The organism is Phenylobacterium sp., from assembly GCF_004299445.1.
GTDB lineage: Bacteria > Pseudomonadota > Alphaproteobacteria > Caulobacterales > Caulobacteraceae > Phenylobacterium.
In genome coordinates this window covers 136,012-153,357 of the sequence record NZ_SCTC01000053.1, presented here as the reverse complement: position 1 = coordinate 153,357, position 17,346 = coordinate 136,012, and the positions used below count along the sequence as shown (strand labels likewise).

Sequence of the window (17,346 nt, the reverse complement as noted above, 5' to 3'; positions counted from 1 at the left end):
ATCAACCCAGCGCGAAATCCACCGCCGCCTCGCAGTGGACCAGCGCGGTGTCGACCACCGGCACGCCGACATCCTCGGGCCTCAGCAGCAAGCCCACCTCGGTGCAACCGAAGATGACCCCGTCGGCGCCGGCGGCCAGTCCACGCTCGACCATCATCATCCCGGCCGCCGTCGAGGTGGGCTTCACGACGCCCTGGCACAGCTCGTCGTAGATGATCGCCTGCAGGCGATCCCGGTCGGCCGGATCGGGGACCAGGGGATCGAGGCCGGCGGCGATCAGCCGGTCCTTGTAGAACGCCTTCTCCATGGTGAAGCGCGTGGCCAGCAGAAGCGGCCGCTTGACGCCCCTCGCTGTCAGCGCCGCCGCGGTAGCATCGCCGATATGCAGGAACGGCACGCTGATCGCCGCACGGATCGCCTCGGCGTTCAGGTGCATGGTGTTGGTGGCCAGGATGATCGCCTCAGCCCCCGCCCCTTCCAGCCGTCGCGCCGCCTCCGCCAGCAGCGCACCGGTGGCCGCCCAGTCGTCCCGCGCCTGCAGCTCGGCGATCGGTGCGAAGTCCACCGAGCGGATCAACAGTTCGGCCGAATGCAGTCCGCCAAGGCGCTCGCGCACCAGCCGGTTCAGCTCGCGATAGTAGAGCGCGGTGGACTCCGCGCTCATCCCGCCCAGGACGCCGATCGTCTTCACGGCGTCAAAGGTCGGCGAAGACGTGCGTCTCGGCCGCAGCTCCAGGGTGGGTCGTGGCGCCCAGGTGCACCGGGCCCACCATCTGGGCGAACTTCCAGATCGCGCCGGTCTGGTAATTGGTCTTGCGCGGCTTCCAGTCGGCCTTGCGGCGTTCCAGCTCGGCCGCATCGACCTCCAGCTCGATCGAGCCGGTCTCGGCGTCGATGCTGATGATGTCGCCATCCTTCACTAGGCCGATAGGGCCGCCCGCCTGCGCTTCCGGACCCACGTGGCCGACGCACAGGCCCCGGGTCGCGCCGGAGAAACGGCCGTCGGTGATCAGTGCGATGTTCTCCACGCCCTGGCCGTACAGCGCCGCGGTGGTCGACAGCATCTCGCGCATGCCGGGGCCACCCTTGGCGCCCTCGTAGCGGATGACCAGCACGTCGCCTTCCTTGTAGTCGCGCGCCTCCACCGCAGCGAAGCAGGCTTCCTCGCCGTCGAACACCCGGGCCGGACCGCGGTGCTTGATGTGCTTCAGGCCGGCCACCTTCACGATCGCGCCGTCGGGGGCCAGATTGCCCCACAGGCCCACCACGCCGCCGGTGGGCGACAGCGGGTTGGAGACGGGGCGGATCACCTCCTGGTCGTCGCGCCACTTCACGTCGGCCACGTTCTCGGCCAGCGTCTTGCCGGTCACAGTCATGCAGTCGCCGTGCAGGTAGCCGCCCTCCAGCAGCGTCTTGATCAGCATGGGCGCGCCGCCCGCCTCGCCCATGTCCTTGGCCACGAAACGACCGCCGGGTTTCAGGTCGGCGATGTAGGGGGTGCGGGCGCAGATCTCGGCAAAGTCGCGTAGCGTGAACTCGATCCCGCACTCGTGCGCCATGGCCGGCAGGTGCAGGCCGCCGTTGGTCGAACCGCCGGTGGCCGCCACCACGACCGCGGCGTTCTCGAACGCCTTACGGGTGCAGATGTCACGCGGGCGGATGTTCTGCTCGATCAGGCGCACCACCGCGGCCCCTGAGGCGCGGGCATAGTCGTCGCGGCTCAGATAGGTCGCCGGCAACGACGAACTCAGCGGCAAGGCCAGGCCTATGGCCTCGGACACCAGCGCCATAGTGTTGGCGGTGAACTGGCCGCCGCAGGCGCCGTCGCCCGGGCAGGCGTGCTGCTCCACCTGGCAGAGCCGCTCCTCGCTGATGGTCCCCGCGGAGAACTGGCCCACGGCCTCGAACACGTCCTGGACGGTCAGGTCCTGGCCGTCCAGGCGGCCGGGCAGGATCGAGCCGCCGTAAAGAAACACACTCGGCACGTTCAGGCGCAGCATGGCCATCATCATGCCGGGCAGGCTCTTGTCGCAGCCGGCGATGCCCACCAGCGCGTCATAGGCGTGGCCGCGGACGCTGAGCTCGACCGAGTCGGCGATGACCTCGCGGCTGACCAGCGATGAGCGCATCCCCTCGTGGCCCATGGCGATGCCGTCGGTGACCGTGATGGTCGAGAACTCACGCGGCGTCGCGCCGGCGGCCTTCACGCCCTCGGCCGCGGCGTGGGCCTGGCGCTCGAGCGCGGTGTTGCAGGGGGCTGACTGGTTGCCGCAATGCGCCACGCCGACGAACGGCTGCGCAATGTCGCGGCTGCCGAGGCCCATGGCGTAGTAGTACGACCGGTGCGGAGCCTTGGACGGGCCGATCGTCGTGTGTCGGCTGGGCAGCCTGGATTTGTCCCAGGATCCGTCCGGGTTGCGATGCATGGGCTGAGCCTCCGACTTGAGACACACTCTCTAAGGGCGACCCGCCCCAGACGAAAGAGCGCGCCGAATTGCGGCCGCCCGATCAACCCCAAGCTGTATCACCGGCCCGCTGACGTAACATGTTGCACTGCGCATAACGATGGTACGTGGGGCGGCGCGATCCGTTATTTCGTAAGGTTTCGGTTTATTTCGCATTCGCGAAATAGACGTCCAGCATGGCCAATTTGAGGCCCGCTCAAAACAAATAGGGCGCGCTTTCGCGCGCCCTCAGGTTGTTGTTGGGATGAACAAAGTCAGAAACCGTAAGAGGATCACCCAAAACTGTGCCGCTTACAAGCAGATAAGAAGGCACGACTTCCCTCCAGCTTAGGCGGTAACTTAGGCCTATTAACTTAACGCTGTTCACAAGTCGGAATGTGCGTTGACGGCTTCCCGGACCTGCTTCAGCTTGCCTTCTAAGCGCAGAGAATAGCGCTGACATCAAAAGCTGCGGGGAGGCAGTCCAGATGGGTTTCAGGCCATATCTGTTGGCGTCCAGTGCTATGCTGGCCGCCTTCGTCGGCGCATCCGCTCACGCTCAGAGCAGCGCAAACACCAACACCATCGCCGAGTTGGTCGTTACGGCTGAGAAGCGCGAGCAGAGTCTTCAGGACGTGCCGGTCGCCATTTCGGCGTTCACATCCGAACAGCGCGACATCGTCGGCATTCAGTCCATTCAGGACATGACCAACTTCACGCCGGGTCTGCAGTATTCGACCGCCACCGACCGGGTGTCTTTGCGCGGCCTGGGTCGCCTAACCAACGTGCTGTCGGCCGATGCTTCGGTCGCGAACTACGCCGACGGGGTCTACGAGACCTTCGCGGTGCGCGCCGGGTCCTCGACGCTGTTCCTCGACCGGGTCGAGGTGCTGCGGGGGCCGCAGGGCACGCTGTACGGACGCAACTCCATCGCCGGCGCGATCAACATCCTCTCTCGACGGCCGACAGACACGCCGTACGCCGAGGCGCGCGCCACCTACGGCAACTACAACCGCTCGGTGCTGGAAGCGGCGGCCTCAGGCCCAATCAGCGACCAGGTCAAGTTTCGTGTCGCCGCCAACTGGGAGCGCCAGAGCAAGGGGTGGGCCAAGAACATCGTTCCGGGCATGCCCTCGGAAGGCAACGTTCTCGACACCTTCTACGGCGAGGTTCAGTTCGACGTGAAGTTCTCCGAGCGCGTCGAGATGTGGACCAAGCTCGGTTACACCAACTGGCGCAACGGCGCGGGCGGTCCGGGCGCCTCTTCAGGCGGGTGGTCGCCCAACATCTACGATCTGAACGGCACGATTCTGCCCGATGTCAGCGCCACCAATCGTAACGGCGGCAACGGCTGGGACATCAGCCAGTATTACGACGCGGCGAGCCACTTCAATCCCGGCTTCGGCTGTAGCGGACTTGCCGTCAACGTGGTCGGCGCGGGGCCAAATCCTTGCGTCAACGCCTCGCATGAGAGCCCGTGGCTCTTCAATCGACCCCAGAGCTATACGGTCCGGGTGCCCAACGCGTACACGGTGGCCAGCCACTGGACGTACCACGCCGACAAGTTCGACATTAAGTACATCGTCGGCGGCACACGCTATTGGTACCACCTGAACGGGTCGACCCCCAACGGCACGCGCGACCCCTCGATCCTGCAATACAGCCTGAACTCGGCGGTCGGCGGCGCGCCGCTGATCGTCTATCCGCAAGAGCGGTTCGACTATCAGGAGCGGAACGGCTTCATCTCCAACGAGCTGAACCTGGTCTCCACCACGGAAGGCCCCTTCCAGTGGATCGCCGGCGCCTACTACTACCACCAGGCCTACAAGCAGCCGGTCTCGACCACCGAGGACCCGCGGCAAGTGCAGTGGCGCTCGACGCCGCCCGCCGTCTGCGCGTCCGGCGGCCAGACGTCGCTGCCGGTGGCTGCGCCCTGCGCACCAGGCAACGGGCGTCGCTTCGATAACCGCCCGGATGTGAAGAACACCTCCTACGCCTTCTACGGCCAAGCCAGCTACGAGGTCTCGCCGACGCTCACTCTGACCGGTGGCATTCGGTACTCGCATGACCGCAAGTACGGCACCGAGTCGACACGCATCCTATGCTTCGGCCTGCCGGCCTGCGTCGGCTTCCCGCCGGAAGTCTTCCCGCTCCTGATCGACCTCACGGGTCCGGGCGCGGGCGTCGTCGCCAACGGACAGGGCGGCGCCGGCATTAGCCGCGTCGACAGAGGTGTCGTGGGGCGCACGACCTACGATCCTGCCACCGGCTTCGCGAGCCGCGAGTACGATGCGAAATGGTCGGCCGTTACCGGGACCGCGAAGGCGGAGTGGACGCCGGACGACGACACGCTGGTCTATGCCAGCTACGCGCGCGGCTACCGGTCGGGCGGCTTCAACATCGGCATCTTCACGGTGATCAGCCAGTTGCCCTACTCGGACAAGGAGTCGGTCGACTCGTTCGAGCTGGGCATGAAGCGCACCTGGGGCTCCTCGCTCCAGACGAACCTCGCCGTGTACAACTACGACTACCAGAACCTGCAGATTCCGATCACCCGGATCGCCGGCACGGCCATCGGCTCGACGACGACGGCGTTCTACAACGTACCGAAGGCGCGCTCGCGCGGCTTCGAAGCCGAGATCCTGTGGCAGCCGATCGAGAACCTGCAGATCATCGGCACCTACGCCTACATTGACGCCAATATCCGCAAAGGCGCCGCGGTCGACGGCGTCGACCGGACGGCGATCCAGCCGGGCGCGCAGCCGCTTCTGACCTTCGCCCAGTGTGTCAACAACTCGGCCTGCGCTGTCGACGACTTCACGGCAGGCCTGCCGAACAACGGGTTTATTCGCGAGCAGAGCCTGAAGGGGGGCGACCTCCCCAATGCGCCGCGGCACAAGTTCGCGATCGCGGCCAACTACACCTGGGACTTTGAACCCGGCTCGCTGACCGCCAACATCTCGTACGCCTGGCGTGACAAGTCCTATGGCGGCCTCTTCAAGCGCTGGTACTACGAGGCCCCGTCCTGGGATCAGGTGGACGCCCGCCTGCTCTGGAAGTCGGCCGACGACAAGTACGAGTTCATCGGCTACGTGAAGAACATCTTCGACACGATCGGCTACGATCAGGGGGCCACGGCCGAGCGTCTGCACGGCGGCTATTCCAGCGTCTACGGCGCACAGCCGGTCGCCGGCCTGACGTGTTCTCCGGTCGCTGGCGCGGCCGGGACGCGCAACTGCGTCCAGGGCATCCGCAAGACGTTCTACGTCACGCCGCCGCGGACCTACGGGGTCGAGCTTCGCTACAAGTTCTTCTGAGTTTTCAGTGTAGGGGGAACGCCGGCGCATGAACCGGCGACCCCCGAACGCGTCGCCAGAACGGGCGGCCCAACCGCCCACATGATGCTGCGGGGAGGCAGCCCAATGAGGTTCAGACACCACTTGCTGGCGTCCAGCACACTGCTGGTCGCAACTCTGGTCGGCGCCGCCGCCCAGGCCCAAAGCGTCAACACGATCGAAGAGCTGGTAGTCACGGCCGAGAAGCGGGAAGCGAGCCTGCAGGACGTGCCGGTGGCGATCTCGGCGTTCACCGCCGAGAAGCGCGATCTGGTCGGGATCAACACCGTCCAGGACATGACGAACTTCACGCCGGGCCTGCAGTACTCGACCCAGACCGACCGCATCTCGCTGCGCGGGGTCGGCCGTCTGAACAACTCGCACGCCGCCGACTCGTCGGTGGCCGTGTATTCGGACGGCATCTATTCCACGTCCACGGTCCAGGCTGGCGAAACCCCTATCTTCATCGAACGTCTGGAAGTGCTGCGCGGTCCCCAGGGCACGCTGTACGGACGCAATTCCATTGGCGGCGCAATCAACATCGTCTCCCGCCGGCCGACCGAGGAGTGGTACGGCGAGGTGCGCGGGACCTACCAGAACTACAACCGCCGCCTGCTCGAAGGCGCCATCTCGGGCCCGATTACCGACTGGATGCAGTTCCGTCTGGTCGGCAACTGGGACAAGCAGACCAAGGGCTGGTTCGAGAACATCAGCACCGACCCGGACGCCCGCGACGAAGGCGGCGTGATCGACACGACCTTCTTCGAAGGCCAGTTGGCGATCCAGTTCAGCGACCGCCTCGAGACCTGGCTCAAGGTCAGCCTGATCCATTGGGACAATGGCGGCGGGGGCCCGGGCTCGCGCTCCAGCTGGGCGCCCTTCCCCTACAACACCGCTCAGCAGTCGCAGGCCAACAACCTGGTCCCGAATGCCGGCTTCGCCTACTCGGGCCTGGCCACGAACGTCGACGCTGGAGGCTGCCCCGCGACGAACGTGGCGATCGGGAACTCGCGGAAGATCTGCGTGAACACGCCCGGAACGGTGCGGCTGACCAACACCATCATCGTCGCCAACCACTGGACCTACCATGCCGACGACTTCGACCTGAAGTATGTGACCGGCGGCACCAAGTATCACTACTTCCTGACCGGCGATCAGGACGGCACGGGCGTGCAATCCTACTCGACCTGCCACACGCTGCCGGCGGCCTCCATCCCGGCGTGCCTTGCCGCGGGCACGGGCCGCCAGACCTATCCCACGCGCTACGAGTTCGACTACCAGGAGAAGGAAGAGTGGTGGAGCCACGAGATCAACCTGATCTCAACCGGCGACGGGCCGCTGCAGTACGTCTTCGGCGCGTTCCTCTACCATGAGACCTACGACCAGCCGGTCTTCACCCAGCTGCCGGACGAAACGCGGCTCGACGGCATCGTCGCCAGCGCAGTTGGCGGCCTCGCGCCGTCGGCTCCGTTGCGTCGGATCTACGATGACCGCCCGCACTTCAACCTGCACTCCAAGGCGATCTTCACCCAGATCGACTGGGAGTTCGCACCGAAGTGGAAGACCACGGTCGGCCTGCGCTACGGCACCGACCATAAGCACGGCTACGAGCGGGTCCGGATCGTCTTTGCCCCCGGCACCCTGAACGCCGGCCTTCCCGTCGACGTGACGCCCGTTCTCGGCCTGGCCGGCGGTGAGGGCGTCGTCTCGACGACCTACGACCCGGTCAGCGGCTTCAAGACCCGTCTCTACGACGACAAATGGAGCGCCGTGACCGGCACGCTCGGCTTCCAGTACACGCCCACCGAAGACACGATGGGCTATGCCAAGTACAGCCGCGGCTACAAGGCCGGCGGCTTCCGCATCGGCATCGATACGTCCCTGGGCGCCGACCCGCGGACCGAGAAGGAGACTCTGGACAGCTTCGAAATGGGCCTGAAGACCAACATCGGGCCCACGCTGCAGGTCAACGCCGGCCTCTTCTACTACCGCTACAAGAACGCCCAGGTGCCGCTGTCCCAGCCCTCCGCCACGGCGGGCGGCACGGCTAACTCGGTGCTGTTCAACGTGCCGAAGGCCGAGTCCAAAGGCCTCGAGCTGGAGACCATCTGGCAGCCGATCAACAACCTGCAGATCCTGGCGAACTACTCGTTCCTCGACACCGAGATCAAAGAGGGTCTCGCCATCGACGGCGCCGACAGCTGCGCCCAGGCGCCGAATGCGCGGCGGACGCGGGCGACCACGGTCGTCGACGCCTTCTGCGCCGGTCCGCAGTTCCTGCAGGACCTCGAGGGCTACGCGCTGCCCAATTCGGCGAAGCACCGCTTCACGATCAACGGCAACTACACGTGGGAGTTCGACGCCGGCAGCCTGACGGGTTCGGCGACGTGGGTTTGGCGGGGGGCCCAGTACGGCTCGATCTTCAACCGTAGCTACTACAAGTCGCCGGACTTCGATCAGGTCGACCTGCGGCTCGTCTGGCGTGACAAGGAAGATCGCTTCACGATCATCGGCTACGCCAAGAACGTCCTGAACGACGAGGGCTATGCGAACGGGGCCACCGCCGGCCGGCGCGCCGGCACGACGCCCACCTTCGCCAATCCGACCGCCGACCGCACCGGCGTGTTCGGGCAGAACAGCACGTTCGAGCTGAACCCGCCGCGCACGTACGGCGTGGAGGTGCAGTACCGCTTCTTCTGATCTGGAGGGCCCGGCGACGGGTTGGGGCGTCCGGCCGCAAGGCCGGGCGCCCTTCTCATTGGGTGATCGAGGTCACGCGCGCGATCTGGGTGTTCCAGGCCTCTTCCTCGGCCGCGGTCCAGTCGGACCCCAGCAGGTCGCGGCAGGTCTCCTTCACGATCTGGAAGAAGCTGTCGAACTCGTGGTTGGGCGTGCCGTACCCGTCGTGGTTCACCCGCTCCGACTTCACCAGGTTCACCTGATAGGGCCCGGCGGGATCCATCAGGCAGCCGAACACCATGCTCAGCATCTCGCCCTTGATGTCTCCCGTCACGTCGCGGGCGAAGCGCGCCTCGGCCTGCGGGAGCCGCGCGAAGAGCCGCTGGTAGACCTGGGGCGTCGGGTCCCCTACCCGCTCGGCCAGCCGCTCGAGGCTCCGGGTCACGATGTCGGTTGTGGTGTCGCCCACGAGTGCTCCCTTCGCGCCTTCGCGTCACCCTGCCTATAGTCGCCGAAAAGCACAAAGGGAGGGGCGTGATGACGTTCGAGGAGATCATCTACGGCGTCGAGGCGGGGGTCGGTGTGATCACGCTCAATCGCCCGCGCTATCGCAACGCCCAGAGCTGGAAGATGCTGGATGAGATCGACGGCGCCTTCGACCTGGCGCGAGACGACCCCGATGTGCGGATCGTGCTGGTCCGCGGCGCGGGCGGCGTCTTCTCCACCGGCCACGATCTGGGCACGCCCGAGGGCGCCGCGTACCGCCAGGCCAAGATCGGCGCGGGGGGCATCCAGCACTACGACGCCTTCAAGAAGTACAACCTCGACCTGCTGCTCAAGTGGCGCAATTTCGAGAAGCCGACGATCGCCATGGTCGAGGGCTATTGCATCTACGCCGGGTGGATGCTGGCCGCGGCCATGGACGTGGTCTTCGCCGCGGACGACGCGCAGTTCCTCCCGGGCTTTGTCGAGTACATGTCGATCCCGTGGGACATCGGCATCCGCCGCGCCAAGGAGCTGTGCTTCGAGAGCCGCTTCATCACCGCCCAGGAGGCCGCGGACGACGGCTTCGTGAACCGTGTGCTGCCCTCCGCCAACCTCGAGCGCGAGACCTTCGCCTGGGCGCGGCGCGTGGCCGAGAACGACCCCGGCTACCTGCGCTTCGCCAAGCTGCAGATGAACAAGGCCCAGGACGCACAAGGCTTCAGCCGGGCCGTCGAGGACTCGCTGGGCGACTATGTCGCGATGATGTGGATGCCCGGCAACCAGATGCGCATGGACGGCGAACGTCGCCTGCTCACCGTCGATCTCGCCGTGAAGGGTCGCAAAGGCGACCGTCACGGCCTCACCCCTGTTTCAGCGAGCGAAAAATGACCGACAGCTTCCGCGCCCTGCGCCTGCACAAGACCGACGGCGCGCCCGAGGCCCGCTTCGAGAACCTGACCGACGCCGACCTAATGGACGGCGACGTCACCGTCCGGGTCGAACACTCCACGATCAACTTCAAGGACGGGCTGGCGCTGACCGGCCGATCGCCGGTGGTGCGGGTCTGGCCACTGATCCCGGGGATCGACTTCGCCGGCGTCGTCGAGACGTCGAGCCATTCAGGCTTCAAGGCCGGCGATCGCGTGGTGCTGAACGGCTGGGGCGTGGGCGAGACCCATCATGGCGGCTATGCCCAGCGGGCGCGGGTCAAGGGCGACTGGCTGGTGAAGCTGCCGCAGGGCCTGACCTCGGCCCAGGCGATGGCCATAGGCACCGCCGGCTACACCGCCATGCTCAGCGTCATCGGGCTCGAGCGCCAGGGCGTGACGCCCGACGCCGGCGAGATCCTGGTGACCGGCGCGGCCGGGGGCGTGGGCAGCGTGGCCATCGCCCTCCTGGCCAGGCTGGGCTACCGCGTCGTGGCCTCGTCGCGACGCAAGGACAGCGAGGGCGCCTACCTGACCGACCTGGGCGCAGCCGAAGTCATCGACGCCGCCGAGTTCCAGGGACCGGCCCGACCGATCGGCAAGGAGCGCTGGGCCGGCGCGGTGGACTCGGTAGGCAGCCACACGCTGGCCAATGTGCTCTCCCAGACACGCTATGGCGGCGCGGTCACCGCGTGCGGTCTGGCTCAGGGCCTGGACCTCCCAGGCTCGGTGGCGCCGTTCATCCTGCGGGGCGTGACCCTGGTGGGGATCGACAGCGTCATGCGCCCTGCCCCGGACCGCGTCGAAGCCTGGGGTCGCCTCGCCCGCGATCTCGACCTCGGAAAGCTGGCGGCGATGACCTCGACGGCCACGCTCTCGGATCTGCCCCGCCTGGGGACCGAGATCCTGGACGGCAAGGTGCGGGGCCGGGTGGTGATCGACGTAAACGGCTAGGCTCGCGCCCTCCTCCTCCGTTGGGGAGGAGGGCTCGTCCAGACCGCCTTAGAGCGCCGCCTCGATGGCGGCGACCAGGGCCGGATCCTGGGGTTCGGTGCGCGGGCCGAAGGCCTGCAGGGCCTCGCCGTTCTTGCCCAGCAGGATCTTGTGGAAGTTCCAGACCGGCACGGCCGGCTCGCCCAGTTGCTGCTCGGCCCACTTGTAGAGCGGGTGCGCGCCCGCCTCCTTGACGTCCACCTTGGCGGTCATCGGGAAGTCGATCCCATAGGTGGTCCGGCAGAAGGTCTGAATCTCCGCCTCGGACCCCGGCTCCTGGCCCATGAACTGGTTGCAGGGCACGCCCAGCACCACCAAGCCCTTGTCCTTGTAGTCTGTGTAGAGCTTCTCCAGCCCGTCATACTGGGGCGTGAGCCCGCACTTGGACGCCACGTTCACCAGCAGCACCACCTTGTCCTTGAAGGTGGCCATCGGCAGCGGGCCGCCGGCGATGGCGTCGAAGCTGTAGTCGTGAGCGCTGGACATGGGGGCCTCCGGAATGGGTCGGGCCGGACGCTAGCGCTGTTACCCCGCGTCTTCCAATGCCTGTTCTACCGCGATCGCCAGATCGAGCGCGGCCATGGCCTCCTCGGCCGTCACCACCGGCCGCGGCGCCAGGCCTCGGACGGCCTGCAGGAAGCCCTCGACGCTGGCCCCCAGGGGATCGGACGCAGCCGGGGTGTTGGCGAAGTCGGCGTTCAGTTCGAACGGCGTGGTGTTGCGGAAGGTCCGGGCCACGAAGTCGATCTCGACCTCGCCCGAGGGGTAGACGATCCGCATCGTCCGCTTGCGCGCGGCGGCCTGGCGCGAGACGTCCAGGATCGCCGTGAAACCGCTCTCGAAGCTGGCCTCGGCCCGAACCACGTCCCAGACACCGTCGGACCCTCGCGCGCCCTCGGCCTCGGCGGTCACCGGGTTCGAGGCGGCGATCGCCAGGGCCAGGTCGATGTCGTGCACCATCAGATCCAGCACGGCCGAGACGTCGCGGCTGCGGTCCGACGGCGGGCCGTGGCGCAGCGCCTCCAGCAGCAGGGGCTGCTCTGGCACGTCCAGCAGGCCCATGGCCTGGAACACCACCCGCTCCTGATGGCCGCAGGCGACGACCACGCCGGCCTTCGCCGCCGCGGCCCGCACCCGCTCGGCGTCGGCCACGCTGATCGCGATGGGCTTCTCGATGTAGACATGCTTGCCAGCCGCGATGACCGCCAGCGCCTGCTCGGCGTGATGGGTCGCGGGCGAGGCCACCGTCACCACGTCCACGCACGCCAGGAAGGCCTCCAGCTCGGAGAAGGCCCGCCCGCCCAGAGGCATCGCCACCGTGGCCGCGCGCTCGGGATCGATGTCGTAGACGCCCTGGAAGGTCACCCCAGGCAGACGCGCATACTGGCGGGCATGATACCCGCCGAAGACGCCCGCCCCGATCACGCCTGCGCGCAAGGTCTCGCTCATGGGGCGGGCTGCTAGCACGCTGCGCAGCCTCGACGCCACCCGCCGAAGGTCATACACCTGTTTGAACGAACAAACCTGGAAGGAAGCCGCCATGACCGCCGTCCGTGAGATCCGCCTCAAGAGCCGGCCCAACGGCATGCCGACCGCCGACAACTTCGAGCTCGCCACCGTCGAGCTCCCCGCGCCCGCCGCGGGCGAGGTGCAGGTGAAGAACCTCTGGATGACGGTCGATCCCTACATGCGCGGCCGCATGAACGACGTGCAGAGCTACACCCCGCCCTTCGCCTTGGGCAAAGCCATGGACGGCGGCGCGGTCGGCGAAGTGACCGCCTCGAGCGATCCGGCGTTCAAGCCCGGCGACCTGGTGCAGTCGGGCTTCGGCTGGCGCGAGGGCTTCAACGCCCCGGCCGCCCAGGTGCAGAAGCTGGACCCCATGGGCCTGCCGATCCAGGCGTTCCTGGGCGCCGCGGGCATGCCTGGCCTCACCGCCTACGCCGGCCTGCTGAAGATCGCGGCGCTGAAGGACGGCGACGTGGTGTTCGTCTCGGGCGCGGCCGGCGCGGTGGGCTCGATGGTCGCCCAGATCGCCAAGGCCAAGGGCCACACCGTCATCGGCTCGGCCGGCGGCCCCGACAAGGTGGCCTTCCTGAAGTCGATCGGCGTCGACCACGCCATCGACTACAAGGCCGAGAAGGACCTGACGGCGGCGCTGCTCAAGGCCGCGCCGAACGGCATCGACGTCTACTTCGACAACGTCGGCGGCGAGCACCTCGAGGCGGCCCTGACCGCCGCCCGCCCCTTCGCCCGCTTCGCCCTGTGCGGCGCGATCTCGATGTACAACGCCACCGAGATGCCGCCCGGGCCCCGGAACCTGGTCCTGATGGTGGGCAAGCAGCTGCGGATGGAAGGCTTCATCGTCTCCAGCTCGTGGGACATGATGCCGGCCTTCCTGCGCGACCTCTCCCAGTGGGTGAAGGAGGGCAAGGTCACCTGGAAGGAGACCGTCTTCGAAGGCATCGAGAAGGCCCCCGACGCCTTCCTCGGTCTCTTCAAGGGCGAAAACCTGGGCAAGATGCTGGTGAAGCTGGGCTGACGCAGCGGCGCTCACGCGCCGCTCCGCGCTCACCGATAGCCCTGCCCTTCGGCGAAGGGATGTCGTACAAGCCTGCCATTCCTGTTTTCTCAGTATCTGGAGCCCGGCCTTGCCGCGCCTGTTCAGCGCCTACGTGATCGTCGACTGGAGCGCGGCGGCCAAGCCGACCACCGGCGCGGATTCCATCTGGATCGGCGTGCTCAAGCGCGACATCCGCTTCCGCATGGCGTTCGAGAGCTTCAACCCGGCCACCCGCGCCGAGGCCGAGGTGCGGCTGACCGCGATCCTGGACGACCTGAAGAAGCGGGGCGAGCGCGCGCTGGTGGGCTTTGACTTCCCGCTGGGATTCCCGCGCGGGCTGGCCGCGGCGCTGAACCTGCCGGGCGACGAGCCGTGGCGCGCGACGTGGGACCAGCTGAACAAGATGGTCAAGGACAAGGCCGACAACACCAACAACCGCTTCGGCGTCGGCTCCGAGATCAACCGGCGGATCACCGGCGGTCCGTTCCCGTTCTGGGGCTGCCCGCCCAAGGACACCCTGACGACCCTCCAGCCCAAGCGCAGCCGCGAGCACGGACCGGACGACCTGCCCGAGTTTCGCCACGCAGACCTGGCGGCCAAGGGCGCCTCGTCGATCTGGAAGCTCTACTACAACGGTTCGGTGGGCGGTCAGGCGATCCTGGGCATCCCATTCGTGCGCCGACTGAAGGCCGCCCGCGGCGAAGGCGTGAAGGCTTGGCCGTTCGAGACCGGTTTCAAGGCGCTGACCGAGGCTGACCTCCAGGGCGTCGAGGCCGTGGTGGCCGAGGTGTACCCGTCGCTGCTGAAGCCCACCGTGGCCCCCGGCGAGGTGAAGGACCTGGCCCAGGTGCGCGCCACGGCCGAACACTTCGCCCGGCTGGACGAAGCCAACAAGCTGGGCCCCCTCTTCGGTCCCCCGAAGGGCACGGCCGCCGATGTGGTGTTGGACGCCGAACGCGAGGAAGGCTGGATCCTGGGGGCCGGGGCGTAACTTCCCTCCCCGCGGGGGGGAAACGGCTCAGCGGTCCCGCCGGCTCAGCATCCAGAAGCGCGCCAGCAGGAGACCACCCGACAGGAAGCTGGCGATGATCACGGCCCAGACGATGCCGTTGACGCCCATCTTCAGCGGGATGGCCAGCCACCAGGCCAGCGGCATCATCACCAGGACATAGCTGGTGAGGTGCGTGTAGGTGGGTAGCCAGATGTCGCCACGGGCGCGCAGCGCCTGGGCCGCCACCACCTGCAGGCAGTCGGGGAAGAAGAACAGGCACGACAGCACCAGCGCCGGAGCCGCCAGCGCGATGGTCGCCGCGTCGGTCGTGTAGCCGCTGACGATCAGGTGCGCGGTGGGCCAGATGGCCAGCGAGACCACCAGACCGAACGACGCGGCCACCGCGAACGACACGGCGCCGGCGCGGTTGACCCCCGCGACGTCGCGCGCGCCATAGGCGCTGCCCACAAGCACGGCGGCCCCTGTGGCCAGGCCCAGCGGGACCATGAAGACGATGGCGGCCACGTTCAGCACGATGGCCCAGGCGGCCACGGCCAGGCCCGAGATCCAGCCGGCGAAGATGTTCATGCTGGCGAAGGCCGAGACCTCCAGGAAGTTGGAGGCGCCGGCGCCGTAGCCGATCCGCCGCTGCTCGGCCTCGGCGGCGCGGTCGCGCTCGGGCTTCGTGAACACGCCCAGGGCGCGGGCCTCGGGCATCAGGGCGATGTAGCCCAGCATGGCCACGGCCAGGAACGTGCGCGCGCCCGTGGTGGCCCAGGCGGCGCCCACCGCGCCCAGGGCCGGCAGGCCGAATGTGCCCGGCACCAGCAACAGGACGAGGCCCAGGTTCACGACGTTCGCGACCCACATGGCCCAGGCAGCAGGGCCCGGACGTGAGAGTCCCTCCAGCCAGAAGCTGGCGGTGACGCTCATGGCGTAGCCGGTCAGCGACAGCGAGAAGACCAGCAGCGCGCGGGTGGCGCCGTCGGCCAGGTCCCTCTCCAGCCCGATGACGTGCATGAAGGGCGGCCCGACCAGCGCCAGGAAGACGGTCGAGGCCAGGCCGATCCAGATGGCGTAGGCCAGCCCGCGCCGCAGGACCGCGCCGGCCTTGTCGCGCCGCCCCTCCCCGATCGCCCGCGCCGTCATCACCTGCACGCCGGTCAGCAGGCCCACCACCATGGTCAGCACCACGCTGGTCGGGGCCCAGCCCAGGGCGTGATAGCCCAGCTCGGTCGCCGAATAGCGGCCCACGACCACAGCGTCGGTCAGCCCCATCGCCATGATGCCCAGGCGCGACATCACCACCGGCCCCGACAGCTTGAGCAGGGTCGCGAGGTCTTGGCGGACAGGCGAAGGCGCGTGGGCCGCTGGGCGGTCCATGACGAAGGGTCCCGGGGTTTTCAAAGAGGCGCGGAGACTGGCGCCCGCGTCAAAACCTGGCAAGGCCGGCTTGGCCGTCGTCAGCGGACTGTGCCGTGGCGTGGCCCTGGGGGCACAGCCGCGCCCCGGAGCCAGCCCGACGAACAGACCGGCGCCGCCCGGCATGCCTTGACCGGAGCGACGCGTTGCGCTGGCTTGTGGGCCGAAAAGCCCCGGAACCCTGCCCTCGCCTAGTTGGCGGCCCGATAGATCACTTCGCGCACATCGTCCGCGAGGCGGATCGCGCCAACCTCGTCGGGGACGACCTGGGTGAAGACGAGGCCGGCCAGGTCGCGCGCGGGATCGACCCAGAAGGCCGTACTGGCCCAGCCGCTCCACCCGTATTCGCCCACGCTTCCGGGCGGGCTGCGCTGGTCGCGCGCAACGACCACGAAGCCACAGAAGCCGAATCCGACCCCGGGCGCGCGGCCAGCCGAGACCAGAGGCTGTTCCCCCAGCTCCGGTGGCAATTGGTTCGACATCATCATGTCGACGCTCTTTTCGGACAGGATGCGGGCGCCCTTGTGGGTGCCGCGGGCCAGCAACATGTGCGCGAAGCTCATGTAGTCGTCCGCCGTGCCCACAAGCCCCGCTCCGCCATATTCGAGCTTCGGCTGTTCGAGGTAGCTGCCGCCGAACTGGGCCGCGTCCTGCGCGTTCTGCAGCGGAGCCGCGCCGGCCTTGGTGTAGAGTTGCGCCAGCCGGTGGGCCTTCTCCGCGGGCACGAAGAAGTCGGTGTCCGTCATCCCCAGGGGATCCAGGACGTTGGCCTTCAGGTAGGTCCGGTAGGACTGGCCGCTCACGACCTCGACGAGCCGACCAAGGACGCCCATGGACTCGCCATAGTTCCACCCCTCGCCAGGCTGGAGGGCCAGGGGCAGCGCGGAGAGACGCCTGACGTGGGCCTCGAGTGTCTCGGTGGTGCGGTTGCGGATCGCGAAGACGTCGGCGCGGCGATAGTCGTCGGATACCGGCCCCGGCAGGATCTCGTATGAGAGCCCGGACGTGTGGGTCATGAGGTGGCGCACGGTGATGTCGCGCTTGGCGGCGACCAGCCCCGAAGTCGTGCGCACCCGCATCTCCCGGAACTCCGGGAGGTACCGGCTGATCGGCGCGTCGAGGTCGATGCGCCCGGCGTCGTAGAGCGTCATCACAGCCGCGCAGGTGATCGGCTTGGTCATCGAGTAGAAGCGGAAGATCGTGTCGGGGGCCACCGGGATTCGCCGCTCAAGATCGGCGTAGCCCTGAGCCTGCCTGTAGCTGGACCGCCCGCGCTCGGAGATATGCACCAAAGCCCCGGGAATTGACCCGTCGTCGATGCGCTTCTGCACCGCCCCGGCAATGGGTTCGAGCGAGAGGACGGCGCTCGACGACGAGCCGGTCGAGCCGCCGCCGGAGGCTGCCCCCTCGACGCTGGCGCAACCGCTGAGAGCGGCGAAGCCCGCAGCGATGATCAGTTGGGAATGGGGCAAGGACTTGAGCGAACGCACGTTGACACCTCGTGGGA

Annotated in this window: 13 protein-coding genes; 6 read left to right on the top strand and 7 right to left on the bottom strand. The window is 67.7% G+C overall.

Features of this window, described 5'->3' with window-relative positions:
- Position 1 precedes the first annotated feature (1 nt).
- Together EPN98_RS15125 and ilvD are read right to left on the bottom strand one after the other, a co-directional pair.
- Entirely contained in the window at positions 2–691 is a 690-nt protein-coding gene (locus EPN98_RS15125) for an aspartate/glutamate racemase family protein (RefSeq protein WP_293363734.1), read from the bottom strand.
- Between the two features lie 4 nt (positions 692–695).
- Positions 696–2,426, bottom strand: a complete 1,731-nt coding sequence (ilvD, locus tag EPN98_RS15120; RefSeq protein ID WP_293363733.1) for a dihydroxy-acid dehydratase — start codon at positions 2,424–2,426, stop codon at positions 696–698.
- A gap of 506 nt (positions 2,427–2,932) precedes the next feature.
- On the opposite strand from ilvD, the gene EPN98_RS15115 reads away from it, so the two are divergent.
- Both EPN98_RS15115 and EPN98_RS15110 read left to right on the top strand, forming a co-directional pair.
- Complete coding sequence (locus EPN98_RS15115) at positions 2,933–5,761, top strand: TonB-dependent receptor (protein ID WP_293363732.1); 2,829 nt, start codon at positions 2,933–2,935, stop codon at positions 5,759–5,761.
- 105 nt (positions 5,762–5,866) lie between these two features.
- On the top strand, positions 5,867–8,479 hold the full coding sequence (locus EPN98_RS15110; RefSeq protein WP_293363731.1) for a TonB-dependent receptor: 2,613 nt from the start codon (positions 5,867–5,869) through the stop codon (positions 8,477–8,479).
- A gap of 55 nt (positions 8,480–8,534) precedes the next feature.
- Here the strand turns inward: EPN98_RS15110 and EPN98_RS15105 are convergent, their stop codons facing one another.
- The gene (locus EPN98_RS15105) at positions 8,535–8,927 is read right to left on the bottom strand and encodes a globin (protein WP_293363730.1); all 393 of its coding nucleotides are present in this window, start codon (positions 8,925–8,927) and stop codon (positions 8,535–8,537) included.
- 68 nt (positions 8,928–8,995) lie between these two features.
- On the opposite strand from EPN98_RS15105, the gene EPN98_RS15100 reads away from it, so the two are divergent.
- Positions 8,996–9,832, top strand: a complete 837-nt coding sequence (locus EPN98_RS15100; protein WP_293363729.1) for an enoyl-CoA hydratase-related protein — start codon at positions 8,996–8,998, stop codon at positions 9,830–9,832.
- Complete coding sequence (locus tag EPN98_RS15095) at positions 9,829–10,824, top strand: MDR family oxidoreductase (RefSeq protein WP_293363728.1); 996 nt, start codon at positions 9,829–9,831, stop codon at positions 10,822–10,824. Before EPN98_RS15100 ends, EPN98_RS15095 begins: the two co-directional genes overlap by 4 nt.
- A gap of 48 nt (positions 10,825–10,872) precedes the next feature.
- Here the strand turns inward: EPN98_RS15095 and EPN98_RS15090 are convergent, their stop codons facing one another.
- Entirely contained in the window at positions 10,873–11,349 is a 477-nt protein-coding gene (locus tag EPN98_RS15090) for a glutathione peroxidase (protein ID WP_293363727.1), read from the bottom strand.
- Positions 11,350–11,388: 39 nt separating this feature from the next.
- Positions 11,389–12,312, bottom strand: a complete 924-nt coding sequence (locus EPN98_RS15085) for a Gfo/Idh/MocA family oxidoreductase (protein WP_293363726.1) — start codon at positions 12,310–12,312, stop codon at positions 11,389–11,391.
- Between the two features lie 91 nt (positions 12,313–12,403).
- On the opposite strand from EPN98_RS15085, the gene EPN98_RS15080 reads away from it, so the two are divergent.
- Both EPN98_RS15080 and EPN98_RS15075 read left to right on the top strand, forming a co-directional pair.
- Positions 12,404–13,405, top strand: coding sequence for an NADP-dependent oxidoreductase (locus EPN98_RS15080; protein WP_293363725.1), 1,002 nt, complete (start codon positions 12,404–12,406; stop codon positions 13,403–13,405).
- Positions 13,406–13,514: 109 nt separating this feature from the next.
- Positions 13,515–14,417: a cobalamin biosynthesis protein CbiG gene (locus tag EPN98_RS15075; protein WP_293363724.1), complete on the top strand. Its 903-nt coding sequence runs from the start codon at positions 13,515–13,517 to the stop codon at positions 14,415–14,417.
- A gap of 27 nt (positions 14,418–14,444) precedes the next feature.
- Here EPN98_RS15075 and EPN98_RS15070 read toward each other — a convergent pair whose 3' ends face one another.
- The gene (locus EPN98_RS15070; protein WP_293363723.1) at positions 14,445–15,800 is read right to left on the bottom strand and encodes an MATE family efflux transporter; all 1,356 of its coding nucleotides are present in this window, start codon (positions 15,798–15,800) and stop codon (positions 14,445–14,447) included.
- Between the two features lie 230 nt (positions 15,801–16,030).
- A complete protein-coding gene (locus EPN98_RS15065; protein ID WP_293363722.1) occupies positions 16,031–17,329 on the bottom strand; it encodes a serine hydrolase domain-containing protein in 1,299 nt (432 codons plus the stop codon).
- Positions 17,330–17,346 lie beyond the last annotated feature (17 nt).

Excerpts from the sequence above, each read along its gene's own strand:
- EPN98_RS15095 (WP_293363728.1), top strand. The coding sequence starts at position 9,829 with ATGACCGACAGCTTCCGCGCCCTGCGCCTGCACAAGACCGACGGCGCG.
- EPN98_RS15115 (WP_293363732.1), top strand. The coding sequence starts at position 2,933 with ATGGGTTTCAGGCCATATCTGTTGGCGTCCAGTGCTATGCTGGCCGCC.
- EPN98_RS15110 (WP_293363731.1), top strand. The coding sequence starts at position 5,867 with ATGAGGTTCAGACACCACTTGCTGGCGTCCAGCACACTGCTGGTCGCA.
- EPN98_RS15090 (WP_293363727.1), bottom strand. The coding sequence starts at position 11,349 with ATGTCCAGCGCTCACGACTACAGCTTCGACGCCATCGCCGGCGGCCCG.
- ilvD (WP_293363733.1), bottom strand. The coding sequence starts at position 2,426 with ATGCATCGCAACCCGGACGGATCCTGGGACAAATCCAGGCTGCCCAGC.
- EPN98_RS15085 (WP_293363726.1), bottom strand. The coding sequence starts at position 12,312 with ATGAGCGAGACCTTGCGCGCAGGCGTGATCGGGGCGGGCGTCTTCGGC.
- EPN98_RS15100 (WP_293363729.1), top strand. The coding sequence starts at position 8,996 with ATGACGTTCGAGGAGATCATCTACGGCGTCGAGGCGGGGGTCGGTGTG.
- EPN98_RS15070 (WP_293363723.1), bottom strand. The coding sequence starts at position 15,800 with ATGGACCGCCCAGCGGCCCACGCGCCTTCGCCTGTCCGCCAAGACCTC.
- EPN98_RS15080 (WP_293363725.1), top strand. The coding sequence starts at position 12,404 with ATGACCGCCGTCCGTGAGATCCGCCTCAAGAGCCGGCCCAACGGCATG.